At 73.5% G+C, this 22,780-nt stretch carries 25 protein-coding genes; 16 read left to right on the top strand and 9 right to left on the bottom strand.

The window, feature by feature from the left end; all coding sequences use genetic code 11:
* The first annotated feature begins 217 nt into the window (after window positions 1-217).
* From OG618_RS17540 to OG618_RS17525, 4 genes are all read left to right on the top strand, one after another.
* Window positions 218-514, top strand: a complete 297-nt coding sequence (locus OG618_RS17540; RefSeq protein ID WP_329488415.1) for a DUF4190 domain-containing protein — start codon at window positions 218-220, stop codon at window positions 512-514.
* A gap of 79 nt (window positions 515-593) precedes the next feature.
* Complete coding sequence (locus OG618_RS17535) at window positions 594-818, top strand: hypothetical protein (protein ID WP_329488414.1); 225 nt, start codon at window positions 594-596, stop codon at window positions 816-818.
* Window positions 815-1,600, top strand: a complete 786-nt coding sequence (locus OG618_RS17530) for a response regulator transcription factor (protein ID WP_329488413.1) — start codon at window positions 815-817, stop codon at window positions 1,598-1,600. The genes OG618_RS17535 and OG618_RS17530 overlap by 4 nt, the downstream gene beginning before the upstream one ends.
* A 123-nt stretch (window positions 1,601-1,723) precedes the next feature.
* Entirely contained in the window at window positions 1,724-3,028 is a 1,305-nt protein-coding gene (locus OG618_RS17525; protein ID WP_329488412.1) for a GNAT family N-acetyltransferase, read from the top strand.
* Between the two features lie 113 nt (window positions 3,029-3,141).
* Here the strand turns inward: OG618_RS17525 and OG618_RS17520 are convergent, their stop codons facing one another.
* Window positions 3,142-3,969, bottom strand: a complete 828-nt coding sequence (locus OG618_RS17520; RefSeq protein WP_329488411.1) for a TetR/AcrR family transcriptional regulator — start codon at window positions 3,967-3,969, stop codon at window positions 3,142-3,144.
* A 183-nt stretch (window positions 3,970-4,152) separates the two neighbouring features.
* On the opposite strand from OG618_RS17520, the gene OG618_RS17515 reads away from it, so the two are divergent.
* Window positions 4,153-4,695, top strand: a complete 543-nt coding sequence (locus tag OG618_RS17515) for a GNAT family N-acetyltransferase (protein ID WP_329488410.1) — start codon at window positions 4,153-4,155, stop codon at window positions 4,693-4,695.
* 18 nt (window positions 4,696-4,713) lie between these two features.
* Here the strand turns inward: OG618_RS17515 and OG618_RS17510 are convergent, their stop codons facing one another.
* Window positions 4,714-5,199 carry an Appr-1-p processing protein gene (locus tag OG618_RS17510; RefSeq protein WP_329488409.1) on the bottom strand — a complete coding sequence of 162 codons (486 nt, stop codon included), beginning with the start codon at window positions 5,197-5,199 and terminating at the stop codon, window positions 4,714-4,716.
* Window positions 5,200-5,209: 10 nt separating this feature from the next.
* The gene (locus tag OG618_RS17505) at window positions 5,210-6,514 is read right to left on the bottom strand and encodes an MFS transporter (RefSeq protein WP_329488408.1); all 1,305 of its coding nucleotides are present in this window, start codon (window positions 6,512-6,514) and stop codon (window positions 5,210-5,212) included.
* Between the two features lie 110 nt (window positions 6,515-6,624).
* Here OG618_RS17505 and OG618_RS17500 point away from each other — a divergent pair, with 110 nt between their 5' ends.
* On the top strand, window positions 6,625-7,590 hold the full coding sequence (locus tag OG618_RS17500) for a LysR family transcriptional regulator (RefSeq protein WP_329488407.1): 966 nt from the start codon (window positions 6,625-6,627) through the stop codon (window positions 7,588-7,590).
* 135 nt (window positions 7,591-7,725) lie between these two features.
* Here the strand turns inward: OG618_RS17500 and OG618_RS17495 are convergent, their stop codons facing one another.
* Complete coding sequence (locus tag OG618_RS17495; RefSeq protein ID WP_329488406.1) at window positions 7,726-8,337, bottom strand: YceI family protein; 612 nt, start codon at window positions 8,335-8,337, stop codon at window positions 7,726-7,728.
* 248 nt (window positions 8,338-8,585) lie between these two features.
* On the opposite strand from OG618_RS17495, the gene OG618_RS17490 reads away from it, so the two are divergent.
* The 5 genes from OG618_RS17490 to OG618_RS17470 all read left to right on the top strand — a co-directional run bounded on the left by OG618_RS17490 (window position 8,586) and on the right by OG618_RS17470 (window position 11,885).
* Window positions 8,586-9,710 (top strand): DNA polymerase III subunit beta family protein, encoded by a 1,125-nt coding sequence (locus OG618_RS17490; protein ID WP_329488404.1) that lies wholly within the window; start codon window positions 8,586-8,588, stop codon window positions 9,708-9,710.
* 394 nt (window positions 9,711-10,104) lie between these two features.
* Complete coding sequence (locus OG618_RS17485; RefSeq protein ID WP_329488403.1) at window positions 10,105-10,296, top strand: hypothetical protein; 192 nt, start codon at window positions 10,105-10,107, stop codon at window positions 10,294-10,296.
* A 127-nt stretch (window positions 10,297-10,423) separates the two neighbouring features.
* The gene (locus OG618_RS17480) at window positions 10,424-10,840 is read left to right on the top strand and encodes a helix-turn-helix domain-containing protein (protein WP_329488401.1); all 417 of its coding nucleotides are present in this window, start codon (window positions 10,424-10,426) and stop codon (window positions 10,838-10,840) included.
* 17 nt (window positions 10,841-10,857) lie between these two features.
* Complete coding sequence (locus OG618_RS17475) at window positions 10,858-11,385, top strand: hypothetical protein (protein WP_329488400.1); 528 nt, start codon at window positions 10,858-10,860, stop codon at window positions 11,383-11,385.
* A gap of 146 nt (window positions 11,386-11,531) precedes the next feature.
* Window positions 11,532-11,885: a DUF2516 family protein gene (locus OG618_RS17470; protein ID WP_329488399.1), complete on the top strand. Its 354-nt coding sequence runs from the start codon at window positions 11,532-11,534 to the stop codon at window positions 11,883-11,885.
* Window positions 11,886-12,023: 138 nt separating this feature from the next.
* Here OG618_RS17470 and OG618_RS17465 read toward each other — a convergent pair whose 3' ends face one another.
* Window positions 12,024-13,508 carry a PP2C family protein-serine/threonine phosphatase gene (locus OG618_RS17465; protein ID WP_329488398.1) on the bottom strand — a complete coding sequence of 495 codons (1,485 nt, stop codon included), beginning with the start codon at window positions 13,506-13,508 and terminating at the stop codon, window positions 12,024-12,026.
* Window positions 13,509-13,751: 243 nt separating this feature from the next.
* Between OG618_RS17465 and OG618_RS17460 the strand changes: the two genes are divergently transcribed.
* On the top strand, window positions 13,752-14,387 hold the full coding sequence (locus tag OG618_RS17460) for an O-acetyl-ADP-ribose deacetylase (RefSeq protein WP_329488397.1): 636 nt from the start codon (window positions 13,752-13,754) through the stop codon (window positions 14,385-14,387).
* A gap of 253 nt (window positions 14,388-14,640) precedes the next feature.
* Here OG618_RS17460 and OG618_RS17455 read toward each other — a convergent pair whose 3' ends face one another.
* Window positions 14,641-15,471 (bottom strand): class I SAM-dependent methyltransferase, encoded by an 831-nt coding sequence (locus OG618_RS17455; RefSeq protein ID WP_329488396.1) that lies wholly within the window; start codon window positions 15,469-15,471, stop codon window positions 14,641-14,643.
* Window positions 15,472-15,935: 464 nt separating this feature from the next.
* Here OG618_RS17455 and mshA point away from each other — a divergent pair, with 464 nt between their 5' ends.
* Both mshA and OG618_RS17445 read left to right on the top strand, forming a co-directional pair.
* Complete coding sequence (mshA, locus tag OG618_RS17450; protein ID WP_396485874.1) at window positions 15,936-17,312, top strand: D-inositol-3-phosphate glycosyltransferase; 1,377 nt, start codon at window positions 15,936-15,938, stop codon at window positions 17,310-17,312.
* A 152-nt stretch (window positions 17,313-17,464) separates the two neighbouring features.
* Window positions 17,465-17,980: a YbjN domain-containing protein gene (locus tag OG618_RS17445; protein ID WP_329488395.1), complete on the top strand. Its 516-nt coding sequence runs from the start codon at window positions 17,465-17,467 to the stop codon at window positions 17,978-17,980.
* Window positions 17,981-18,015: 35 nt separating this feature from the next.
* Here the strand turns inward: OG618_RS17445 and OG618_RS17440 are convergent, their stop codons facing one another.
* Entirely contained in the window at window positions 18,016-19,419 is a 1,404-nt protein-coding gene (locus tag OG618_RS17440) for an MDR family MFS transporter (RefSeq protein ID WP_329488393.1), read from the bottom strand.
* Window positions 19,420-19,566: 147 nt separating this feature from the next.
* Between OG618_RS17440 and OG618_RS17435 the strand changes: the two genes are divergently transcribed.
* Both OG618_RS17435 and OG618_RS17430 read left to right on the top strand, forming a co-directional pair.
* Window positions 19,567-20,325 (top strand): phosphoglyceromutase, encoded by a 759-nt coding sequence (locus OG618_RS17435; protein WP_329488392.1) that lies wholly within the window; start codon window positions 19,567-19,569, stop codon window positions 20,323-20,325.
* 274 nt (window positions 20,326-20,599) lie between these two features.
* Complete coding sequence (locus tag OG618_RS17430) at window positions 20,600-21,187, top strand: lytic polysaccharide monooxygenase (RefSeq protein WP_329488391.1); 588 nt, start codon at window positions 20,600-20,602, stop codon at window positions 21,185-21,187.
* A 145-nt stretch (window positions 21,188-21,332) separates the two neighbouring features.
* Here OG618_RS17430 and OG618_RS17425 read toward each other — a convergent pair whose 3' ends face one another.
* Together OG618_RS17425 and phoU are read right to left on the bottom strand one after the other, a co-directional pair.
* A complete protein-coding gene (locus OG618_RS17425; protein WP_329488390.1) occupies window positions 21,333-21,509 on the bottom strand; it encodes a hypothetical protein in 177 nt (58 codons plus the stop codon).
* 355 nt (window positions 21,510-21,864) lie between these two features.
* The gene (phoU, locus tag OG618_RS17420; protein ID WP_329488389.1) at window positions 21,865-22,542 is read right to left on the bottom strand and encodes a phosphate signaling complex protein PhoU; all 678 of its coding nucleotides are present in this window, start codon (window positions 22,540-22,542) and stop codon (window positions 21,865-21,867) included.
* Between the last annotated feature and the right edge of the window lie 238 nt (window positions 22,543-22,780).

Below are 22,780 nucleotides of genomic sequence, written 5' to 3'. Positions count from 1 at the left end.
ATATCCCGCCTTTCAGCGATGTGCACCCCACCCCCCGGAACTCACAATCATGCCCTGACCAATCGACGGGACGGGAGTACGGCTGATGAATGCTCAAGGACGGACGACGGCGCCGGAAGTACCGAGCCGGCCGGCACCGCCCCGCACCGGGGCGGGCCTCCACGGCCCGACCCCCCGTCAGGGCCCGCAGCCTCCGACGGCGAGCAACGGCGCCGCGGTGGCCGCCTGGGTGGTGGGCATCACCGCCCTGGCCACCTCGATCATCCTCATCGGCGGCCCGCTCGGCGTCATCGGCCTGGTCCTGGGCGTCCTCGCGCTGAGGACGGCCAAGCGCACCGGAGTCGGCCGGGCCGGCGCCATCACCGGTGTGGTGGCGTCGTGCGTCGCGATCGTGCTGTCCGCCCTGATGGCCGTCTTCTTCGTCTGGTACGCCGACAACACCCAGGAGTGCTATCAGCCCGACGGCTTCCGGCAGTACACGGAATGCGTCCACCACCAGCTGACCGGAGGGTGACCAGTGCCGCGCGAAATGAATCGGCCCCTCTCCCCGGGGCCGTATCCGTTACGGGCGGGCGTAGAAGTCCGGGGTGCCCATGATCCAGAGGCTGGCTGCGCCGGACGGACTGTCGCTCAGCGTGGTCAACCCGGTCAGGTCGGCGGCAGCCGGCAAGGGCCCGGGCGCCTTCCCCACGTCCGGCCACGGCCTGCCCGGGCTGGCCGAGCGCGTGCGCTTGCTGCACGGTGAGATCGAGGCCGGGCCGAGCGGGCCGCAGCACTGGCGGTTGGACGTCCGGCTGCCGGTACGGTTGTCCGCATGATCGGCACGACCGGCTCCGGGCCGGTTGAGGCCGCCGCGACCGGCCCGGAGGCGAACCCGGCGGGCGCGACCGGTGACGACACCGGCGCCGCCACCACGAGCCGGGCCACCGCCGGCCCCACCGGCAACCCCGTCACCCTGCTGATCGCGGACGACGACGAGGTGACCCGCAGCGGTCTGCGCATGTTGCTCGCGGTGCAGCCGGGCATCGTTGTGGTCGGGGAGGCCGCCGACGGCGTCGAGGCGGTCGAGCAGGCGCGGCTGCTGCGGCCGGACGTGGTCCTGATGGACGTGCGGATGCCGCGTCGCAACGGAATCGAGGCGACCAGGCAGCTGCTGGCCGACTCGGCCGATGCGCCGAAGGTCGTGGTCATCACCACCTTCGAGAACGACGGCTACGTCACCGCCGCGCTCAGCGCGGGGGCCAGCGGGTTCGTGCTCAAGCGGCTCCCGGTCCGGCAGATCGCCGAGGCGGTGCGGGTGGTGGCGGCGGGAGAGGCGATCCTCTTCCCGGCGGCGCTGCGCCGGATGGTCGCCGCCCGGCCGCTGGGTTCCGCCGAGGCGTTGCCGAGGGCGGCGCTGACTGGGCGGGAGGAGGAGGTGCTGCGGTTGATGGCCACCGGTCTGTCCAACCCGGAGATCGCGGACTCGCTCACAGTGAGCCAGGAGACGGTCAAGACGCACGTCGGAAACGTGCTGACCAAGCTCGGCGCACAGAACCGGACCCATGCGGTGGTGATCGCGTACGAGTCCGGCCTGGTGGTGCCGGGGTGCGCCGCCTGACGCCACCGGCGCGAAAGGGTGGGCCGACAGCGCGGGGCCCGGCCGCGCACCGGCCCGCAGGGCCGATTCCGGGGCGGCCGAAAATGAGGTGCCGTCGCCGGAGGGCGGTCGTACCGTGACGTCATGGGCAACGATGTGGACGGCGGCACCCGCGATCCGGGCAGCGCCCAGCAGACAGAAGGCATCGGCGGAGTCGAGATCCGTGCGATCGCCAAGGACGAGATCGAGGGCTGGGACCGGGCGCTCGCTCTCGGATTCCTCCGTTCACACGTGGACAGCGCGGCGGACTTCCGTCGCCAGCAGTGGGCGCCCGGCCGGGTGCTCGGCGCCCTGGACGCCGGCCGCTACGTCGCCACCTTCCGCAGCTTCGACGTCGAGCTGACCGTCCCCGGCGGAGCGGTCGTCGAGGCGGACGCCATCACCTCCGTCACCGTGACCGCCACCCACCGCCGGCGCGGCCTGCTCCGCCGGATGATGACGGAGGATCTGGCGGCCGCCCGGGAACGAGGTTCGGCCGTCGCCATCCTGGTCGCCGCCGAGTACAACATCTACGGGCGCTACGGCTTCGGCCCGGCCACCCGCGGCCACGGCTGGAACATCGACCTGCTGCGGGCCCGGGGTCTGCGCGAGGGCCTGCCGACCGTGCCCGGTGGGCGGATCGATCTCGTCGGCATGGAGGAGCTGCGCAAGGTCGGCTCCGAGCTGCACGACCGCTGGCGGCGCACCCAGCCCGGTGCGATCGCCCGCAACGAGCTCTGGTGGAGGCGCCAGACCGGGGACGTCCAGGTACCGGGCTTCGAATGGAAGGAGCCCTTCGCCGCCGTCCACCGCGACGCCGAGGGCACCGCCACCGGCCTGGTCGTCTACCGGGTCGACGACACCTGGGACGGCAGCTACCCGAACTGCACCCTCACCGTCGTCGACTTCCTCGCACTGGACCGGGGCACCGCCGCCGAGCTGTGGCGGTTCGTCCTCTCCGTCGACTGGGTGCGCAAGGTCGTGGTGGAGAACATCGGACCGGACGACCCGCTGCCGCTGCTGCTGGCCGACCCGCGCGCCGCCACGCCCTACGCGGAGAACGCCGACTTCATGTGGCTCCGGGTGCTCGACGTCGAGGCGGCCTTCAACGCCCGGACGTACGGCGCGCCCGGCCGGGTCGTCCTGGAGGTCGAGGACCGGGACGGCTACGCGGCCGGCCGGTGGGCCGTCGAGGTCGCCGCCGACGGCAGCGGCCGCTGCACCCGCACCGACGACGAGGCCGACCTGGCGCTGGGCGTCTCCGCGCTCGGCTCGCTCTACCTGGGTGGCGAGACAGTCCCCCGACTGGCCGCGGCGGGCCTGGTCACCGAACTGCGCCCGGGCGCGGCCGCCGCCGCCGACCTGTTGCTGCGCACGCCCCTGCTCGCCTGGAACCCGGACAACTTCTGAGTCGCGTGGGTGAGCCCACGCATCCGGGTGTTCACGGCCGCGTGTTCACGGCCGGGCGTTCCCGATATCGGGAGCGCCCGGCCGTCGCATGTGTTCCAGGGCGGAGGTGGGCCCTATTTGACGGCGTTCTTTCCGATGGTGGGCAGGATGAAGTCCTGAATGAGGCCCTTGGCGTCGCGGACGATCGGCCGGAACACCCGATAGCGCGAGAGGTTGATCACCCGGGCCGCCATGGGGGTCGAGCGCCGGACGAACTCCCGGGTCCGCTCGGTGTCCTCGGTCCGGTCGAAGACCCAGTAGAGGACCACGACCATGAGGTGCAGCCAGAGCACGTCGGGCAGCAGCTCGACCAGCTCGGCGTCCAGCTTCGGCGCCAGGTCGGAGCCCTGCAGCACATCGCGGAACAGCTCCACAGCCGTGGCCCGGGCCGGGTGCGATTCGTTGGAGAACGGGCTCAGCGCGCTGTTCGGGTCCGCCGCCGTCCGGAAGAACTGCGCCGCGAACTCGTGGTACGGCGCGGCCGTGTCGAGCCAGGACGTCAGCGCGATCTCCAGTCGCTCGGAGAAATCCCGCGTCTTGGCCATGCGATTCCTGGCGTCCGCCGCATGGTCGTACGTCATCCGGTCGTAGAACCCCTGGATCAGGAATTCCTTCGCCGAGAAGTAGTAATACGCGTTGCCGACCGAGACACCGGCCTCGGAGGCGATGGCGCGCATGGTGGTCTTCTCGTAGCCCCGTTCCTGGAAGAGCCGCATCGCGGTCTCCAGGATCAGGGCCCTGGTCGCCTCGCTCTTGTCGGTCTTCGGCTGCGCGCGACTGCCGTGCACCTCGGCGGGTGGTGCCGCCGGGATCGACGGCGTGCCGGGCGCGACCTCGGGGCCGTCCGTGCCGTTCGTGCCGCTCTTCTTGTTCGTACCGTTCGTCGCTGCCAGGTCGTCCACGGCCCCGAGCCTAGCCGGATCGCCCCTCGACGGCCGGTGTCGGTGCGTGCGGTACCGGATGCCCCCTCCACATCCGGTACCGACGCCCCGCCCCATGCATTTCGAACGCGTTCAAAAGCATGGGGAGACTGTAGGCGCAAAGTCCGATCATGATCAAGTCCGGCCGTGTGGGACGCTCGTCCCATGGACATCACCATCCGCCGCGGCACCGCGGACGACAGCGGGGCCGTCGCCGAGCTGCACGCCCTCAGCTGGCGGACCACCTACACCGGCATCGTCCCGGCGCGGGCGCTGGGCGACGGGCTGACCGCCGAGCGGCACGAGGTGTGGGCCCTGCGGCTGGCCGTCGACTACGGCGAACCGGCCAACACCCCGGAGCTGCTGATCGCCGAGCAGGCCGGGAGCACCGTCGGGTTCGCCTACGCGGTGCCGCAGCCCGACGGCCGGGTGCTGATCGACAACCTGCACGTCCGGCCCGACCGCACCGGTGGCGGCATCGGCCGCGCGCTGCTCGACGCCGTGCGCCTGCACGTCGCCGAGTGCCACCCCGGAGCCGACCTCTACCTGGAGGTGCTGCGCGACAACACCCGGGCGGTCGCCTTCTACGAGCGCGAGGGCGGTCACCGGACGGCGGAGCAGGAGGGCGTCTTCCCGGGCGGATACGTGCTGCCCGAGTACGAGTACACCTGGCCCGCCGCCACACTGACGGTCGGATCGCGGAGGTAGCGAACCGGTGGTGGTCGGCTAGTCATGGTCGTAGACCGTCACCGGCACCCCCTGATCCACCAGGCGGGCCGTCACCAGCGGCTCGACCAGCTCCCAGCGCCCGCCCGCCAGGCCGCAGCCGATCCGGGGCATGTGGACGGAGGCGCCGAGCGCGAGTGCGTGTCCGGCCAGTGCCGCCAGCGCGGAGTCGATCGCCCCGTACCGCACCGGTGGGCCCGTCGACCGGCCCGTCCGGATGCCGCGCTGGCCGACCATGTTGGCCACCCGGACGTACGGCTCGACCTGGACCATCTGCACCGCGCCCAGGCCGAAGTCGTTCTTCGCGCGCTCCCGGTGCCAGTGGCGGAACGCCGCCTCCGGCTCCGGCCAGCGCCGTGAGAGCGCCAGGACGAAGCCCTTCCCCCAGCCGCCGAGGTCGTTGCAGACATGGGCGATCACCTTCACGCCCTTGCCCTGGGGCGCGGTGGCATCGCCACGGACGTATCGGATGGTCGCCGGTTCCATGTCGAGCACGCTAGTGCGCGGCACTGACAATCCGTCCGGAACCCCGGGGCGCCGGGGGAGCGGCCGGCGTCCGCAGGTGGCGGCGGCCGGCCAGGGCGATCAGCAGGGCGAGCGAGGCGGCGCCGGCCGGCAGCCAGTAGCCGGTGCCGGGGGCGGTGTGCTCGGCGACCGCGCCGGCGAGCGCCGCCCCGGCCGAGATGCCGACCACGATGCCGGACACCGCCACCGCCATGCCCTCGTTCATCTGCCTCTCCGGCAGGAGCTCCTGGACGAGCGTCATACCGGTGACCATGGTCGGGGCGGTGCCCGTCCCGGCCACGAAGAGCGCCGCGCCGAGCAGGACGAGCCCGGCCCCGCCGAGCCCGGCGGCCAGCGGCAGGAGCAGCAGCACGGCCATCGCCGTGACGCCGAACAGGAAGCGGACGCCCGCCGCCCGGCGGGGCCGGAGCAGGCCGAAGACCAGTCCGGCCACGCAGGAACCGCCCGCCACCAGCGCCAACAGCCCGCCCGCCAGCGGCTTGTGGCCGAGCGCGTCGGCGTACGCCACGGTGGTGAGCTCCATCGAACCGAAGACCACGCCGGTGGCGAGGAAGGTCAGCAGCAGCACCCGCAGCCCGGGTGTCCGGAGCGGAGAGCCGTGCCGGTGCGCGCGATCGGCGGGGTCCGAGCACTCGGGGTGGGGGCCGGACCGGTCGGGCGTCGAGCCGGGGCGCCGGTCCGCGAGCGGGGGTTCGGTCCGGCGCTGGGCGGCGAACAGCAGGGCGCCGGCGCTGCCGAAGACCCCGGCGGCGAGCAGACCGGCCTCCGGTGCGACGGTGGTGCAGAGCACCATCGCGAGCACCGGACCGGCCATGAAGCAGAGTTCGTCCAACGACTGCTCGAAGGAGTTGGCCAGGTGCCGGGCCGCCGCGTCGTCCCGGTACAGGTGTGCCCAGCGGGCCCGCGCCATGCCGCCCAGGTTCGGTGCCGCCGCGCAGGCCGCCCAGCAGACGAACAGCGTCCAGTCCGGTGCGTCGAACCGGACGCAGAGCAGCAGGCCGACGAGCGGGACGGCGTTGTACAGGGTGGCCGGGACGGTGACGCGGGCCTGCCCGTACCGGTCGACCAGCCGGCCGAGCAGCGGCATGCCGATCGCTCCGGTGGCCAGGCCGACCGCCGCGACGGTGCCCGCCAGCGCGTACGAGCCGCGCCGCTCCGAGAGCAGCACCACCAGGGCGACGCCGGTCATCGACATCGTGAGCCGGCCGAGCAGCCCGGCCAGGGTGAAGGCGGCGGTACCGGGCAGTGCGAACAGCCGGCGGTAGGAGGCGGGCATGGAACTCCTCGTGGAGGGGTGGGGGAGGGCTCCAGCCTCGAACAGCCGCCCGCTTCCGGTCCAACACCTGTTTCGCCGTACTCACATCAGGCTGTTGTTAATCTGCCGCCATGCCCCATGACCTGCACCCCCGGCTGCTCCGCGGCTTCGTCGCCACGGCCGAGACGCTGCACTTCGGCCGGGCCGCCCAGCGGCTGCACGTCGCCCAGCAGGCGCTCAGCCGCGACGTCCGCACGCTGGAGAAGCTGCTCGGCGACGCGCTCTTCACCCGCACCACCCGCAGCGTCGACCTCACCCCGGCCGGGCGGCGGTTGCTGCCGCAGGCCCGCCGGCTGCTGGCCCTGCACGACGAGATCGTCAACGGTGCCGAGCGGCGCCCACTGCTGCTCGACCTCAACAGCGACGTCTCCGGGCCGGACCTGACCACCGACCGGGTGCTCGAACGGGCCCGGGCCGCCTGGCCGGAGGGCGAGATCCTGGCCCGCTTCCTCGGCGGACTCGCTGCGGCCGCCGAGGAGTTGGCGGCGCACCGGCTGGATGCGGCGTTCGGGCGCTTCGCCGGTCTGCCGGCCGGCCTGCGTGCTCAACTGGCCCAGACGCCGGTCCGGCTGGAGCGGGTCTCGGTGATGATGGCGGTCGGCCACCCGCTCGCCGACCGGCCCGCGCTGCGGCTCGCGGACCTGGCCGGGCACCCGGTGGACGTCTGCGCGGGCAATCCGGCCACCACCGAGTGGGCCGACCTGGGGACCTGCCTGCTGCGCGACCACGGCCTCACGCCCGCCGCGCCGTACGCGCCGCCGGTCGGGGTGGACGAGACCGCCCGCTACCTCACCCGGCACGGCGACCCGATGCTGACCACCGTCGGGGGCCCGCTGATCCCCGGTGTGGTGAACGTGCCACTGGTCGATCCGGTGCCGTTGACGCTGGTGAGCCTGGTGCGCCGGTCGGACCTGCGGCACCCGGGCCTGTCCGCGCTGGAGGCGGCGGCCGCCGAACTCGGGGCGCGCGAGGGCTGGCTGAGCCGCCCGGCGGGCAGCTGGCTGGCGGAGGCGGACGCCGCGCTGCTCGCGGCGTAGGCGTCCTTAGCCGTGGGGCGGGGAGGCTCGGGGCGCGGCCCGGGGCGGGCGCGGTTCGCGGCATGAACCCGCCCCTGCCGTTCGGGGGTCGGCAGGGGCGGGTCGAACGCGGGGCCGTGACAGCGGTCGGCCGGGTCAGGCCGCCTTGACGGCGGAGATGTCGAAGCTGAGCTTGACCTTCTCGCCGATCAGCACGCCGCCGGTCTCCAGCGCGGCGTTGTAGCTGAGGCCCCAGTCGGTGCGGTCCAGCACGGCCGTCCCCTCGAAGCCGACCCGCTCGGCGCCGTAGGCGTCGGTGGCGCTGCCCGTGTAGTCGAGGTCCAGGACGATCGATCGGGTGGTGCCCTTGATGGTGAGGTCGCCCGTCATCCGGTACGAGTCGCCGCGCAGGCGCTCGGCGGAGGTGCTGCGGAAGCGGATCTCCGGGTGGGCCTCGGCCGCGAAGAAGTCGCCGGTGCGCAGGTGCTCGTCGCGCTGGGCCTGGTTGGTGTCGATGCTCGCCACCTTGATCACCAGCTCGGCGGTGGAGTTGTGCGGGAGGGCGCCGTCCAGGTGCAGCTTGCCGTCGTACTCGGTGAAGCGGCCCTTGACGTTGGTGACCATGGCGTGGCGCACCGAGAAGCCGACCTCGCTGTGGGTGGTGTCGATCGCCCAGTCACCGGTGAGGTGGGCGAGGTCCGGTCCGGCCGGGGTCTCGACGACGGCGGTGGCGGTGGCGGCGGTCTTGGTGCGGTTGAAAAGGCCCATGGCTCCTCCTCGGGTCCGAAGCCATTTGTTTAGGCTTCAACTTGTTGGCTCCACCATAGGACGGTTTCGTTCAAAGTTCAACCATGAGGCCCGCGCGGCTCGCCGAATCACCCGGACGACGGAGCGGCGAGTTGGTGGCGGGCGCCTGCCGCCCCGGGGGTGGCCGACGGGCGGCGATCGGTATCGTCACGTCCGGTCCGGCCGCGCGGCTTGACCCTCGACCTGGTCGAGGCCGGAGAGTCCCGGGCATGGAGAGCGACCTGCGCAGCATCGGTGAACTGGCCCGCGACAGCGGCCTCGGCGTCAGCGCGCTGCGCTTCTACGACGGCGCCGACGTGCTCACCCCCGCCTGGGTCGACCCGCAGACCGGCTACCGCTGGTACGCGCCCGCCCAGCTCGCCGACGCCCGGCTGCTCTGCCGCCTCCGCCGGGTGGGCCTGCCGCTGGCCGACATCCGGGCCGTGCTCGGTGCGGAAGCCGGTTCCGGCGCGGCCCACCGGGTGGTCGACGCCCACCTGCGCCGGCTGGAGGCCGGTCTCGCGGACGCGCGCCGGGAGCTCTCCCTGATCCGCATGCTGATCGACCAGAGGGAGAACCCCATGACCGCCACGCCCGCCGCCCGTACCGTCACCGTCCCCGCGCGCGAACTGGCCGAGGCCCTCGGCGCGGTCCGCTTCGCGGTCGGCGCCGACCCCGAACTCCCGGTGCTGTCAGGGGTGTTGTTCGACCTGGAGGGTGGACTGCTGCGGCTGGTGGCCACCGACCGGTACCGGATGGCGCTCGCCGAGGTGCGGCTGCCGGACGCGCCCGACCTGCCGGACGCACCTGACGAGGGCTGGGCCCCGGTCGCCGCGATCGCTCCGACCGCCCTGGTCGACGGTATCCGCGCGCTGCTGGGCTCCGGGGCCGAGGAGGCCGAACTGACCCTCGGCGCGGGCCTGGTCCGGGCCGAGACCGGCGGCCACCGGATCGAGGGTGCCGCCCTCGACCACGACTTCCCCGACTACCGTTCGCTGACCCGGCTGGACCCGGTCCACCGGATCGACCTGGCCGCCGCCGAGCTGCGCGACGCCGTCGAGTCCGGTGCCACCCGCAGCCTGCCCTCGGGCCCGAACGGCGGAGTCTGCGAGGTCACCGTGCTCACCGTCGGCCGGGACGGGCGGCTCACCGTCGCCGCCGACGGCGACCCGGCCCCCGGGGACCTCCGGGTGGCCGTCAACCGCGCCTTCCTCCTCGACGCCCTGCCGGCCGCCGGCCCCGAGCAGCTCGTCCTCGAACTCGCCGGTCCCATCGCCCCCCTGGCCATCCGCACGGCCGGCCGTGACGGCACCTTCTCCATCCTGATGCCGGTCCGGGTGGCGGACGCCGTCTGATCCGCCGAGGTCGGTCGGGGCGGCGCTGGTCGCGGCCCTCGACCGCCACGGGGAGCACCGGCGGTCCCGACGAATCCTGGACGGCGCGCGCCCCTGCCACGCGGTCCGGAGCCGGCCCCCGCCCCCGGCTCGACGGGCACCGGTCGGCCTGGCTTCCGCCCGCCGGTCCGAGGGGTCCGGTGCCGTCGCTCTGGCCGGTCGGGCCCGTCGGCCGGCGTGGAGCTTCGAGGAAGCCGGGCCGTCGGCCAGGTGCCGCCGAACGGCAACCCGGTCGGCGGCACCGAGCAGGTCGAACACCTCAGCTGCCCGGCAATCCCGTCGTGCCACGCGTAGAACGTCGCCACTCCGGAAGACTCCATCTCACGGATGGACGAACGACCGCAGGGGTGGGCTCATGATCGTTCTGTTGCTCGGGATCCTGGCGCTCGCCATCGGCGGGTGCGTCTGTGTCGTGTGGGCCGATCGGGGTGGGCCCCGATGGGTCCGCGCGGTGGCGGCGGTGACCCTGGCCGCGGGCGAGTTGCTGCACATCGCGCGGCGGAACCGCCGCCGGAGCATCAAGCGGTCCAGCGGCGGCGACGAGTAGGCGGCCCGCCGGCCTGAGCGGGCCGGACGTTCCCGCAGGCGCGCGGGCGGCAGCACTCGGCACCGACGCGTTTGCTGTTGCTAGCACCGTGCTTGCATTTGCAAGCACGGTGGGGCAGGCTGGGCCCATGGCCTCACTGAACGTCGGCTCGCTGGGCGAGTACATCCGCGAGCAGCGGCGGAACGCGCAGTACTCGCTGAGGCAACTCGCCGAGGCCGCCGGCGTGTCCAACCCCTACCTCAGCCAGATCGAGCGAGGGTTGCGCAAGCCGAGTGCGGAGATCCTGCAGCAGATCGCCAAGGCGCTGCGGATCTCGGCGGAGACGCTGTACGTCCAGGCCGGGATCCTGGAGGAGCGGCGGGGTGAGGGCCTGGAGCTGAGGGCCTCGATCCTGGCCGATCCACTGATCAACGAGCAGCAGAAACAGGCGCTGCTCGCGGTCTACGACGCCTTCCTCAAGGAGAACGCCGCCCGCAAGGACACGGACGCGGCGCCGCACGACCCCGAGGCCGACGGTCCGACCGCCGTCGGCTCGGCAACCTAGACCACGGGAGGACCGGCATGCCGATCACGGACGAGATCAAGAAGACCCTGAGCGACCCGACCCCGCTCTACGCACTCGCCGGCGCGGGCGACCTCGCCTACGAGAAGCTGCGCGAGGTGCCCGGCAAGGTCGAGGCCCTGGCCGCGGACCGCAAGGGCACGCAGGACAAGGCCGCCGCCAGGCTCCAGGACGCGCAGGCCAGGCTGGTCGAGGCGCAGGCGAAGGTCGCGGGCACCGTGACCACCCTGCCCGCCGACCTCAAGGTGCTCCAGGAGAAGGCGCAGAGCTTCGCCCTCCAGCAGGTCGGCCGCGCGGTCGAGCTGGCGGTGAAGGCCAAGGAGGCCTACGACGAGCTGGCCGAGCGCGGCAAGGGCGTCGTCGAGCGGGGTGGCCCGGCCGACGCGGTCGAGCCGGTCGGGGCGGCGCAGTCCGCCGAGGGCCCCGAGCCGGTCGAGGCCGAGCTGGTCGAGGACGACGAGCCGGCCGTCGCCCCCGCCGAGGAGCCCGCACCGAAGAAGGCCCGGGCCAAGAAGGCCGCCGAGTAGCACCGGCACCGCCGCACTCCGGTGGGACCGGGCTGCCCGCAGGGCACATCCGGTGACCTCGGGACGTTGACACCGTGGCGAGCGGTCCGTCGTGCCAGGATGGACGACGGTCGGCACGCCGGAGCCGAGACGCAGAGGAGACCGCGATGGGCGGAGTGGCTCAGATCCTGGGCATGGACTACCTGAACCCGTTCTGGTGGCTGGCCGTCGCCATTCTGGGCTTCAAGTTGTTCGCACTGATCGACGCGGCCACCCGCCCGGAGGACGCCTATCGGGCGACGGACAAGAAGACCAAGGGGTTCTGGCTGGCCGTCCTGGGCATCGCGTTCGGGCTGGACCTGCTGTTCGGGGCGAACTTCCTGACCAGCTTCCTGACCCTGGCGGGTCTCGTCGCCGCGATCGTCTACATGGTCGACGTGCGGCCGGCGATCCGGGAGCTGACCAACCGGGGCGGTGGCCGGGGCGACCAGCGCAACATGGGCCCGTACGGCCCCTGGTAGGACGCCGGGCACTTCAGCGACGAGCCCCGGTGCTCGCGGGACCGATCCGCGCGCACCGGGGCTCGCTGCTGTGCCGGTGCCCCGTGCCACCTCGACGCGGCCCCTGGTAGCAGGGCCGGCCGCCTCGGCCGAGGAGCATCAGCCGAGGATCAGCTGCACCGGGTTGCGCTCCAGCAGCAGGACGGCCACATCGTCCGTCAGCGCGCCGCCGTTGAGCTCCTCGACCTCGGCGATCGCGCTGTCGATCAGGCGGCCCCTGGTCAGCCCGGCGGCCTGGTGGTCGCCGACGAGGTCGGCCAGCCCGTCCTGGCCGAGACGCCGGGAGCCGGCGCCGACCCGGCCCTCGATGAGCCCGTCGGTGTAGAGCAGCAGCCGCCAGCCGGGGCGGAGTTCGAGCGGGTGCGAGGGCCAGACGGCCAGGCCGTCGTCGCAGGGCAGCAGACCGAGCGCTGGGCCGGCCGGGTCGGACGGCAGCGTCACCGGCTTGTGGTCCGTGCCGAGCAGCAGCGGAGCGGGATGCCCGGCGAGGTACAGCTGCGCGTGCTCGACGGCGCCGAGTGAGCCGAGTTCGCCGGTCGCGTCGTTGGGTTCGATGACCAGCATGCAGAGCGTCGCGAAGATCTCGTCGCTGCGGCGCTCGTGCTCCAGGACGTGTTGGAGGGTGGTCAGCAGGGCCTCGCCGGTGAGGCCGGCGAAGACCAGGGTGCGCCACGCTATCCGGAGGGCGACCCCGAGGGCCGCCTCGTCCGGTCCGTGACCGCAGACATCGCCGATCACCACGTGGACGGTGCCGTCGTCGGTGCGGACGGCGTCGTAGAAGTCGCCGCCGAGCAGGGCGCGGCGGCGGCCGGGGCGGTAGCGCCGGGTGAAGGACAACCCGGCGCCGTCCAGCAGGGGAGTGGGCAGCAGGTGGCGCTGGAGGCGGGCGTTCTCCTGGCCGCGCAGCTCGGCCTCGACCAGTCGCCGCTGCGACTCGTCGGCGCGCTTGCGCTCGACGGCGTACCGCAGGGCGCGGGCCAGCAGCGGACCGTCCGTCTCGTGCTTGATCAGGAAGTCCTGTGCCCCGGCGGCCACCGCGGCGGCACCGAGTTCGGCGCCGGCGGCGTCGGTGAGCACCACGACGGCGGTGTGCGGGGCCCGCCGGAGCAGCTCGTGCAGACCTTCCAGGCCGTCGGAGGCGTCCGAGGGGTGCGGCAGGTCGGCGGGGGCGGCCAGGTCGAGCAGGACGCAGCTGAAACCGGCGGCGCGCTGCCGTCCACGCCGGCCTCCCGAGGTGCCGGTCGCCAGCAGCTCGGAGGCCTGCTCCAGCCCGCGGGCCCAGTGGATCTCGATCTGGGCGCCGCTGTCGGCCACGGCGTCCTTGAGCAGCTGGGCGTCGGAGGCGTCGTCCTCGATCACCAGCAGCTTGAGCGGGGCGGCCGACGGAACGGCGGAGGAGGCGCCCCGGGAGGGGGCTCCGGCGGTGACCGACCGGGGGTGGGGTATCGGCGGAGTCGCCGTGGCCGGTCCGGCCGACTGCTCGGTGGCGGCGGCCCGAATGCGGGCGCGGTCGGTGAGGGTGCCGTCGAGGGCACCCCACAGGTCCGCGGCACCAGGTGCCCGCCCGTCTCCCGTAGCGGGCATCGACTGCTCCTCCTTTTCCCCGAGTGCGTAACGGTCGGAGCCCGTCCGCAGTGCCCGCCTGGCACTCTGCGCCGGGGAACTTCTCGCGACCATAACGTGACTCCGGGGATTTCTTCGGCCGCCCGGCGCTGTGGTGGCTCCTGCCACGCCGGTGGCGGTGCGGTGGGTACGGGGATGACGGGAACGACAGCGACAGCCGGAGCACGCGCCCGCGAGCTCCGGAACGGACGGTGGAGGTCGGACATGACGGTGACGCGGATCACCCTGGTCGAGGGTGACATCACGGAACAGCAGGTGGACGTGGTGGTGAACGCTGCCAACTCCTCCCTGCTGGGAGGCGGTGGCGTGGACGGTGCGATCCACCGCAAGGGCGGACCGCAGATCCTGGAGGAGTGTCGAAGGCTTCGGGCCTCGCAGTACGGCAAGGGGCTGCCCACCGGGTGCGCGGTGGCGACCGCGGCGGGACGGCTGCCGGCCCGCTGGGTGGTCCACACGGTGGGGCCGGTTCATCTGGCGGAGGAGTACGACAAGAGGGCCGAGCAGCTGGCCTCGTGCTACCGCGAGTCGCTCCGGGTGGCGGTGGAGCTCGGCGCGCGCACGGTGGCCTTTCCGGCGGTGTCGGCCGGGGTGTACGGGTGGCCGCTGGACGATGCGGCCCGGATCGCCCTCGGCACCGTCGCGGCCGCGAGGTCGGGGTCGGGGGCGGTGTCGGGGTCGGGGTCGGTGGGAGAGCTGGAGGAGGTGCGGTTCGTGCTGTTCGGGGCGGAGGCGTACCGGGCGTTCGAGCGGGAGTGGCGGGCGCTGGGGCTCGACGGGGGCCGGTCGCACGGACAAGAGGCGGAGGAGGCCGAGGGGCGGGAGCCGGAGGAGCGGGCATGAGTCGTAGGGGCGTGGCGGAGCGGGAGCGGAGGGGCTGGGAAGAGGCGAAACGCCGGGTCGGAGGGGTGGCACACGAGGTGCCGGCCAAGTGCCCCCATCGTGGCGTGACGAGGCGTCAACACGCCAGAGGTATTCGATAACTCGTTCGAGTGAATCCCCGGGTTCGCTCATCCGCGCACGTCCGAGGCCGGTCCGGCAGGCCGGCCGGTCCGGTAGGCAGGTCCGGCCGTCCGGGCGTTCCGGCCGCCGCCCGCTACGGGGCGAGCGCCGTCCAGGGGACGGTGACCTCGCCCTGCCGCCACCGCCCGCGCGCGTCCACCAACGGCCAGCTGCCCGCCAGCGCCGTGCACGCGGCCACCCAGCGCTGCCGGGCGCCGAACGCCCCGTACGGCGCGGCGGCCGCCCAGGCGCGGTCGAAGTCGGTGAGGAAGGCGTGCACCGGCCGGCCCGGCACGTTGTGGTGGATCAGCGCCTTGGGCAGCCGCTCGGCCAGATCGGAGGGGAGTCCGAGGCCGCCCAGCCGGGCCGCGAAGGTCACCGTGCGGGGGCCCTCCGGTCCGATCGCGACCCAGACGTGCCGGCGCCCGATCTCGTCGCAGGTCCCCTCGACCAGCAGCCCGTCCGGCGCCAGCCGGGCCCGGAGCCGGTCCCAGACGCCGGCCACCGCCGACTCGTCGTACTGCCGCAGCACGTTGGCGGCCCGGATCAGCTGGGCGGGCGCGCCGCCGTCCAGCGGCACCTCGAAGCCGCCGCGCCGGAAGGTGAGCAGCGGCGGTTCGGCGTACGGCAGCGCCGCGGCGACCCGCTCCGGCTCGATCTCGATCCCCACCACCCGGACGTCCGGCCGCACCGTCCGCAGCCGCCCGGAGAGCTCCACGGCCGTCCAGGGCGCGGCGCCGTACCCGAGGTCCACGGCGACCGGCGGGCGGTCGGCGGAGCGCAGTGCCGGTCCCAGCGTGTGGGCGATCCAGCGGTCCATCCGGCGCAGCCGGTTGGTGTTGGTGGTCCCCCGGGTCACCGTCCCGACCGGGCGCCCCGTCCGTCCGCGGGCAGGCGCGGTCGCGGAGTCGAAGAAGGCGGCCATGCCGGAAATCGTACGGCCCGCCCGCGGCCGCCCGCGCCGCCCCGGCTCCGGCCGCCGCACGGGCTCGCCCCGCGGCAGACCCGCCCCGGACGGTCCGCGCCGGCCGCCCGACACACGCCCGCGCGGCGAGGCACGCGCCCCCGCCGCACCTCCTGAAGCCTTCCGACGACCCCTGCGCTCCGCTCCGCCCCGGCGCGGCGGCCCGCCCGGCCGCCTCCCGGCACCACCCCGCACCCCCGCCCGCCGCCCGGGTTCCCGTCCGTGGGCCATCTCATGGGCCGGGACGGGAATGCCGGTCGATGACCACGTGGTTGGCACACTGGTGGTGATGTGCGCCCGGACGGGGCGGCACACCGCCGCGCCACATCCCGTGACGCGGCGGTACGGCGTGGGCGGCCGCGCACACACCGAACAGCAGGCAAGCAGGCTGCAGAGACGGGCAGCTCAGAGGAGGCTTCAGCCAGGTGATCCAGCACCCCGTCCGTCCGGTACGCCGTGCCCAGCCGACCCCGCCCGTGCGGAGCCGGCTCCAGTCGCTCGTCCCGGGCCGCCAGCGCCGTCCGCGCCGGATCGCCATGCTCAGCGTCCACACCTCCCCGCTGCACCAGCCCGGTACCGGTGACGCGGGCGGGATGAACGTCTACATCGTGGAGCTGGCCAAGCGCCTCGCCGAGCTCGACATCGAGGTGGAGGTCTTCACCCGGGCGATCTGCTCGGACGACGCGCCCACCGTCGAGCTGGCCCCCGGCGTCCTGGTGCGCCACGTCACCGCCGGCCCGTACGAGGGCCTGGTGAAGGAGGACCTGCCGGCCCAGCTCTGCGCCTTCACCCACGGCGTGCTGCGCACCGAGGCCGGCCACCGCCCCGGCCACTACGACCTGGTGCACTCGCACTACTGGCTGTCCGGTCAGGTCGGCTGGCTGGCCGCCCAGCGCTGGGGCGTGCCGCTGGTGCACACCATGCACACCATGGCGAAGGTCAAGAACGCCGCGCTGGCGGAGGGCGACACCCCCGAGCCGGCCGCCCGGGTGATCGGTGAGACGCAGGTGGTGGAGGCCGCCGACCGGCTGATCGCCAACACCACCGAGGAGGCCGCCGAGCTGGCGCTGCACTACGCGGCCCGGCCCGACCAGCTCGCCGTCGTCCACCCGGGCGTCAACCTGGACGTCTTCCGCCCCGGCGCCCCGGACGCGCGGGCCGCCGCGCGGGCCCGGCTGGGCCTGCCGCAGGACGCCGCCGTGCTGCTGTTCGCCGGTCGGATACAGCCGCTGAAGGCGCCGGACGTGCTGCTCCGGGCGGTAGCCGCGCTGCTGGAGGCGCGGCCCGAGCTGCGCGAGCGGCTGGTGGTCCCGGTGGTCGGCGGTCCGTCCGGCACCGGGCTGGCCAAGCCGGAGAGCCTGCACAAGCTCGCCGCCCAGCTGGGCATCGGCGACGTCGTCCGGTTCCACCGGCCGGTCGGCCAGGACCTGCTCGCCGAGTGGTACCGCGCGGCCACGGCGCTGGTGATGCCCTCGTACAGCGAGTCCTTCGGGCTGGTCGCGCTGGAGGCGCAGGCCTGTGGGACGCCGGTGGTGGCCGCGGCGGTCGGCGGTCTGCCGGTCGCCGTCCGCGACGGCGTGACGGGCACCCTGGTCCACGGCCACGATCCGCTCGCCTGGGCACAGGCGCTGGAGCCGTACGTCACCGAACCGGCGCTGGTCGCCCGGCGCGGCGAGGCGGCGGCCCGGCATGCCGCCGGGTTCGGCTGGGACACCGCGGCGGCGACCACCGCCGAGGTGTACGCCGGCAGCCTGGCCCGCCCGGCCGGCCGGCTCACCGGATCCCGGCTGCGACTGGCCTGAGCCGGGGCGGTCGCCGGGGCCGGTGGGCGGAGGTGCGGGGTCGGGGCCGTGCGGCTCCGAGCCGTCCCGGCTCCCGGCCAGGGCCGGGAGTCACGGAGCCGCCGCAGCTGCGCTGCTGCGCGCCACCGGTACCGCCGAGTAACGTCACCCCCATGGCAATTCGCACCAAGGACGAGGCCCTCACCCTCCTGCGTACCGCCCTGGACGACGCCGGGGTCGGCTGGGAGCCGGCCACCACCGACCCGTACACCCTGGTGGCGACCCTCCCGGGCACTCGCAAGCTGAGCACCACCTGCGCCCTGCGGGTCGGCGACCACACGCTCTCGGTGAACGCCTTCGTGATCCGCCGGCCCGACGAGAACCACGAGGCCGTCTACCGCTGGCTGCTGGAGCGCAACACCCGGATGTACGGCGTCGCCTACGCGATCGACGCGCTCGGCGACGTCTACCTGGCCGGCCGGCTGCCGCTGGAGGCGCTCACCGGGGACTCCGTCGACCGGCTGCTCGGGACGGTGCTGGAGAGCGCCGACGAGCCGTTCAACACGCTGCTGGAGCTGGGCTTCGCCTCGGCGATCCGGCGCGAGTGGGAGTGGCGCACCAAGCGCGGGGAGTCCACCCGCAACCTGGCCGCCTTCGCCCACCTGGCCGCGCCGACGGCGCAGCAGTAGCGCCCCGGACCAGCGGGGCTCCGGGGCGCTCCGCCTCAGCGGCCGACCGGGGCCTTCGCCGTCGCCACCTTCGCGGTCGGCACCTTCGTCGACGCCACGTCGGCCGACGGCTCCACCCCCGACAGGTCGACCACAGGCACCTCGACCACAGGCACCTCGACCGCCGACGCCTCGACCGCCGACGCCTCGACCACCGGCGTCCGCTTCGCCGGAGCGGCGGCCGTGGCGGCGCCCGGGCGCCGCCCGAGCAGGACGTACCCCGCCGCCGCGACGGTGCCGCAGGCCGCACAGGCGCCCCACACCGCCGTGCTCCCGGCCCGCTCCAGCAGCACTCCGCCGACCGCCGGGCCGAGGAACGAGGCGAGCGACCAGGACAGCGAGTAGACGCCCTGGTAGCGGCCCCGGGCGTGGGTCGGTGACAGCTCGGCGACCAGGCCCATCATGGTCGGCGCGTTCAGGATCTCGCCGATCGTCCAGACCGCCACCGTGAACGCGTAGAACCACGCGGAGGACCCGGCGAGCATGGTCAGCCCGAAGCCCCAGCCGATGAACAGCGCGCTGGCGACCAGGAGCGCCGTCCGGTTGCGCCCCTCCATCCACCGGGTGAGCGGGATCTGCAGCACCACGATCAGCAGGCCGTTGAGGCCGATGACCAGGCCGTACTGGGTCGAGGTGATGCCGTTGCGGCCCATGTCCACGGCGAGCGTGGTGCTGCCCTGCTGGGCGACCAGCGCGAGCAGCAGGTTGAGTCCCACGACCGCCATGAACCGGCTGTCCCGGAAGACCGTGCCGAGGCCGACCGTGGGCTGGTCGACCCGAACGGCCGGGGTGTCCGGCCTGGTCTCGGGGATCCGGACGAAGATCACCACCGCGCAGACCAGCGTGGAGAGTGCGTCCAGCAGGAAGAGCGTGAGGTAGCCGTGCGTGGCGATCAGGCCGGCGGCGGCCGCGGAGAGGCCGAAGCCGATGTTGATCGCCCAGTAGTTCAGCGAGTAGGCCCGGACCCGGTCCGCGGCCGGCACGATGTCGGCGATGATCGCCGAGGTGGCCGGGCGGGTCGCGTTGTTGCAGAAGCCGACCAGGAAGGCGACCGCGGCGATCGCCACCTGGCCGTCGGTGAAGCCCAGCACCGCCGTGAACAGCGCGGTGCCGAGCTGTGCGGCGACCAGCGTCGGGCGCCGGCCGATCCGGTCGGTAAGCACGCCGGCGACGATCGCGGCGATGGCCGAGCCCAGGCCGAACAGCGAGGCGACCAGACCCGCGTACGCGGCCGAGTAGCCTCGGTCGGTCGTCAGGTAGAGCGCCAGGAACGTGACGACGAACGCGCCGAGCTTGTTGATCAGGGTCGACGTCCAGAGCCACCAGAACTGCCGGGGCAGTCCGCCCACCGTTTCGCTCGCGACTCTTCGAATTCGGGCAGGAAGGGGCGAAGCGGGCATCTGAGGGCTCCCGGGCGGCAGGCGTTCCGCTGAGCGGACCGGCATGTCCGCGCTGCGGCGAGGTAAGTGTCACTAACGCGAAGCAAACATTACACATGGGGGCGGGTCCCGACCAGCCGTTTAAACGCCTCCATTAAGCTGGGGGCCATGGCTGACACGACGTACCGACTCATCCTCCTCCGCCACGGCGAGAGCCAGTGGAACCAGAAGAACCTGTTCACCGGTTGGGTCGACGTCGACCTCAACGAGAAGGGCGAGAAGGAGGCCGCGCGTGGCGGCGAGCTCCTCGCCGCCGAGGGCCTGCTCCCCGATGTGCTGCACACCTCGCTGCTGCGCCGTGCGATCCGCACCTCGCAGATCGCCCTGGACAAGGCCGACCGCCACTGGATCCCGGTCAGCCGCAGCTGGCGTCTGAACGAGCGCCACTACGGCGCCCTCCAGGGCAAGGACAAGGCCCAGACCCTGGCCGAGTTCGGCGAGGAGCAGTTCCAGCTGTGGCGCCGCTCGTACGACACCCCGCCGCCGGCGCTGGCCGACGACGCCGAGTACTCGCAGGCCGGTGACGCCCGCTACGCCGACATCCCGAGCGAGCTGCGCCCGAACACGGAGTGCCTCAAGGACGTCGTCGACCGGATGCTCCCGTACTGGTACGACGCCATCGTCCCGGACCTCGCCGCCGGCAAGACCGTCCTGGTCACCGCCCACGGCAACAGCCTGCGCGCGCTGGTGAAGCACCTCGACGGCATCTCCGACGAGGACATCGCCGGCCTCAACATCCCGACCGGCATCCCCCTGGTCTACGAGCTGGACGCCGACTTCAAGCCGGTCGCCAAGGGTGGCCGCTACCTCGACGCGGACGCCGCCGCAGCCGCCATCGAGGCCGTCAAGAACCAGGGCAAGAAGTAACCCGCTTGCCGCTACGGCCCCGCTTCCCGCTCCGGGAGGCGGGGCCGTCGCCGTGTCGGCTTCGCAGTCAATCCTCGTGCAATCCTCGTGCGCGGCAAGGGGGTTCAGTGTGTGGCGAAGGTGGTTCAGACCATTGACGGTCGCCGTGGGGGCTCCTACCGTGTGAGCACTGTCCTGGCACAGGCATGCCAACGGATCTTCCATGGCCGCCGCACCCCCAGGCGCGCGCGTCTGTGCCCGGCGCACTCTCCATCCACCCCCACGGAGGAGCACCATGCGCACACGTCATCTCGTGGGAGCGGCCGTCGCCGCGCTCGCGGTTCCGCTCACCGTCGCCCTGCCGGCGCAGTCGCACGGCTACGTCTCCACCCCGCCCAGCCGGGCCGCGCTCTGCGGGGCGGGTACGGTCACCGACTGCGGTGCGATCCGCTGGGAGCCGCAGAGCGTCGAGGGGTCGAAGGGCTTCCCTGGCGCCGGGCCGGCCGACGGCACCATCTGCGCCGGCGGCAACAGCCGGTTCGCCGAGCTGGACGACCCGCGCGGCGGTGCCTGGCCCACCACCAAGGTGGCGGCGGGGCAGCGGCTCACCTTCACCTGGAAGTTCACCGCCCGGCACGCCACCGCGAACTTCAAGTACTACCTGACCAAGGCCGGCTACAACGCCGGCCAGAAGGTCACCCGGGCCGGTCTGGAGCTGACGCCGTTCCTGACCGTCCCCTACAACGGCACCCAGGTGCCGAGCACGCTCAGCCACACCGCGACGATCCCGAGCGGCCGGACCGGGCACCAGGTGGTCGTGGCGGTCTGGGAGATCGCCGACACCGGCAACGCCTTCTACTCCTGCACCGACGTCCTGTTCTGATCAGGGCGCGGCACGCTGGACGCCACGCGCCGCACGCCGCGAGCGAGCGGTCGGGCGGCCGGAGGACTCCGACCCGGTGACCGGGGTGCACGACCGTCTCCCACGGCGGCCGTGCACCACGGGGCTTCGCCGGGTGCGGCGGTTCTCAGTGGCCGCAGCAGCCGCCGCTGACCCCGCCGCACTGGCAGGGGGCGCCGGACTGGCAGCCGCAGCCGCAGCCCGGACCACAGCCGCAGCCGGCCGCGAGGACGGGCAGCAGCTTCGGGGCGGGCGGCTCGACGATCTCGTGGGCCGGTGCCGGTCGGGTCGGGTTTGCCTTCATCGCGCTGGAACCCTCCTTGTGACGGGCACACTTCGGTGCCTACGGCATCGAGTGAAACCGCCGATCGGACGGGGCGTCAACGGGCGCGCAGTGGTGGGCGATCCGAGAAGCCGTGCGCCCTCACCACCCCTGTTCGAGGTTTACTCACCCCGCGGAGTGAGCGCCACCGGCCCGTCGGAGCCCCGGCCCGCCACCGGCGGAGCCGGTCCACCCACCCCGACCAGCGGCGACCCACCCGTCCGGGACAGGGCCGGCCCACCGCCCGGAGCGGAGACCACGGTGCCCGGAGCGGACACGGCGCCGCCCCCGGCGGCGGGACCGACCCTGCCTCCGGGGGCGCGGTGCCGTACCGGGGTCACTCCCCGGCGGCCTCCGACGAGGCGATGAACTCGCTCACGTGCTCGCCGGTCACCAGGTACACCACGCGCTTGGCCACCGAGACCGCGTGGTCCGCGAAGCGCTCGTAGTAGCGGCCGACCAGCGTGACGTCGACCGCGGTCTCGATCCCGTGCTGCCAGCGGTCGTCGATCAGGTGCGCGAACAGGTCGCGGTGCAGCGCGTCGATCGCGTCGTCGTCCTGCTCCAGCTCCAGCGCCTTGTCGACGTCCTTGGTGGCGATCACCAGGCCGGCCTTGGCCACCAGCCGCTGGGCGAGCTGGCCCATCTCCAGGACGGTCGCGTGCAGGTCACGCGGCACCGCCGACTCGGGGTAGCGCAGCCGCGCGACCTTGGCCACGTGTCGGGCCAGGTCGCCGCAGCGCTCCAGGTCGGCGCTCATCCGCAGCGAGGTGACGACGATGCGCAGGTCGGTGGCGACCGGCTGCTGGCGGGCGAGCAGGTCGATCGCCCGGTTCTCCAGCTCGTGGTGCAGGTTGTTGATCCTCTCGTCGGCGGCGATCACGCTCTCCGCCAGCGCCAGGTCCGCGTCGAGGAGCGCGGTGGTGGCCCGGCCCAGGGCCGAGCCGACCAGCCGGGCCATCTCGATCAGGCTGTCGCCGATCGAGTCGAGTTCCTCGTGGTACGCGTCGCGCATGCTCTCTCCTCAGTAGCTGTGTCGGTGGCGGTGCCGACCGGTCATCCCGTACGACCGTCGGTAGGGCGTACGAATGACCGCTGCTGGTGGCGCGCATCGTACGCGCGCACCGGGGACGACGGACAGGCGTTCGATCCACCGTTCCTTCCCACACGGGCTGCGTGACCAACTCTGGGCCGCCCGGGCGACCACGCACGACCCGTGCGGTGAATCGGCAGCTACGTGGAGGTGAATTCTC

This window comes from Kitasatospora sp. NBC_01246 (assembly GCF_036226505.1).
GTDB lineage: Bacteria > Actinomycetota > Actinomycetes > Streptomycetales > Streptomycetaceae > Kitasatospora.
Note: the sequence above shows the minus strand (reverse complement) of the source record. Positions and strands in the feature narration are given on the sequence as shown.

Coding starts and splice junctions, on each gene's coding strand:
- OG618_RS17535 (WP_329488414.1), top strand. CDS start 594: ATGATCCAGAGGCTGGCTGCGCCGGACGGACTGTCGCTCAGCGTGGTC.
- OG618_RS17530 (WP_329488413.1), top strand. CDS start 815: ATGATCGGCACGACCGGCTCCGGGCCGGTTGAGGCCGCCGCGACCGGC.
- OG618_RS17525 (WP_329488412.1), top strand. CDS start 1,724: ATGGGCAACGATGTGGACGGCGGCACCCGCGATCCGGGCAGCGCCCAG.
- OG618_RS17515 (WP_329488410.1), top strand. CDS start 4,153: ATGGACATCACCATCCGCCGCGGCACCGCGGACGACAGCGGGGCCGTC.
- OG618_RS17510 (WP_329488409.1), bottom strand. CDS start 5,199: ATGGAACCGGCGACCATCCGATACGTCCGTGGCGATGCCACCGCGCCC.
- OG618_RS17505 (WP_329488408.1), bottom strand. CDS start 6,514: ATGCCCGCCTCCTACCGCCGGCTGTTCGCACTGCCCGGTACCGCCGCC.
- OG618_RS17500 (WP_329488407.1), top strand. CDS start 6,625: ATGCCCCATGACCTGCACCCCCGGCTGCTCCGCGGCTTCGTCGCCACG.
- OG618_RS17495 (WP_329488406.1), bottom strand. CDS start 8,337: ATGGGCCTTTTCAACCGCACCAAGACCGCCGCCACCGCCACCGCCGTC.
- OG618_RS17490 (WP_329488404.1), top strand. CDS start 8,586: ATGGAGAGCGACCTGCGCAGCATCGGTGAACTGGCCCGCGACAGCGGC.
- OG618_RS17485 (WP_329488403.1), top strand. CDS start 10,105: ATGATCGTTCTGTTGCTCGGGATCCTGGCGCTCGCCATCGGCGGGTGC.
- OG618_RS17480 (WP_329488401.1), top strand. CDS start 10,424: ATGGCCTCACTGAACGTCGGCTCGCTGGGCGAGTACATCCGCGAGCAG.
- OG618_RS17475 (WP_329488400.1), top strand. CDS start 10,858: ATGCCGATCACGGACGAGATCAAGAAGACCCTGAGCGACCCGACCCCG.
- OG618_RS17470 (WP_329488399.1), top strand. CDS start 11,532: ATGGGCGGAGTGGCTCAGATCCTGGGCATGGACTACCTGAACCCGTTC.
- OG618_RS17465 (WP_329488398.1), bottom strand. CDS start 13,508: ATGCCCGCTACGGGAGACGGGCGGGCACCTGGTGCCGCGGACCTGTGG.
- OG618_RS17460 (WP_329488397.1), top strand. CDS start 13,752: ATGACGGTGACGCGGATCACCCTGGTCGAGGGTGACATCACGGAACAG.
- OG618_RS17455 (WP_329488396.1), bottom strand. CDS start 15,471: ATGGCCGCCTTCTTCGACTCCGCGACCGCGCCTGCCCGCGGACGGACG.
- OG618_RS17445 (WP_329488395.1), top strand. CDS start 17,465: ATGGCAATTCGCACCAAGGACGAGGCCCTCACCCTCCTGCGTACCGCC.
- OG618_RS17440 (WP_329488393.1), bottom strand. CDS start 19,419: ATGCCCGCTTCGCCCCTTCCTGCCCGAATTCGAAGAGTCGCGAGCGAA.
- OG618_RS17435 (WP_329488392.1), top strand. CDS start 19,567: ATGGCTGACACGACGTACCGACTCATCCTCCTCCGCCACGGCGAGAGC.
- OG618_RS17430 (WP_329488391.1), top strand. CDS start 20,600: ATGCGCACACGTCATCTCGTGGGAGCGGCCGTCGCCGCGCTCGCGGTT.
- OG618_RS17425 (WP_329488390.1), bottom strand. CDS start 21,509: ATGAAGGCAAACCCGACCCGACCGGCACCGGCCCACGAGATCGTCGAG.
- phoU (WP_329488389.1), bottom strand. CDS start 22,542: ATGCGCGACGCGTACCACGAGGAACTCGACTCGATCGGCGACAGCCTG.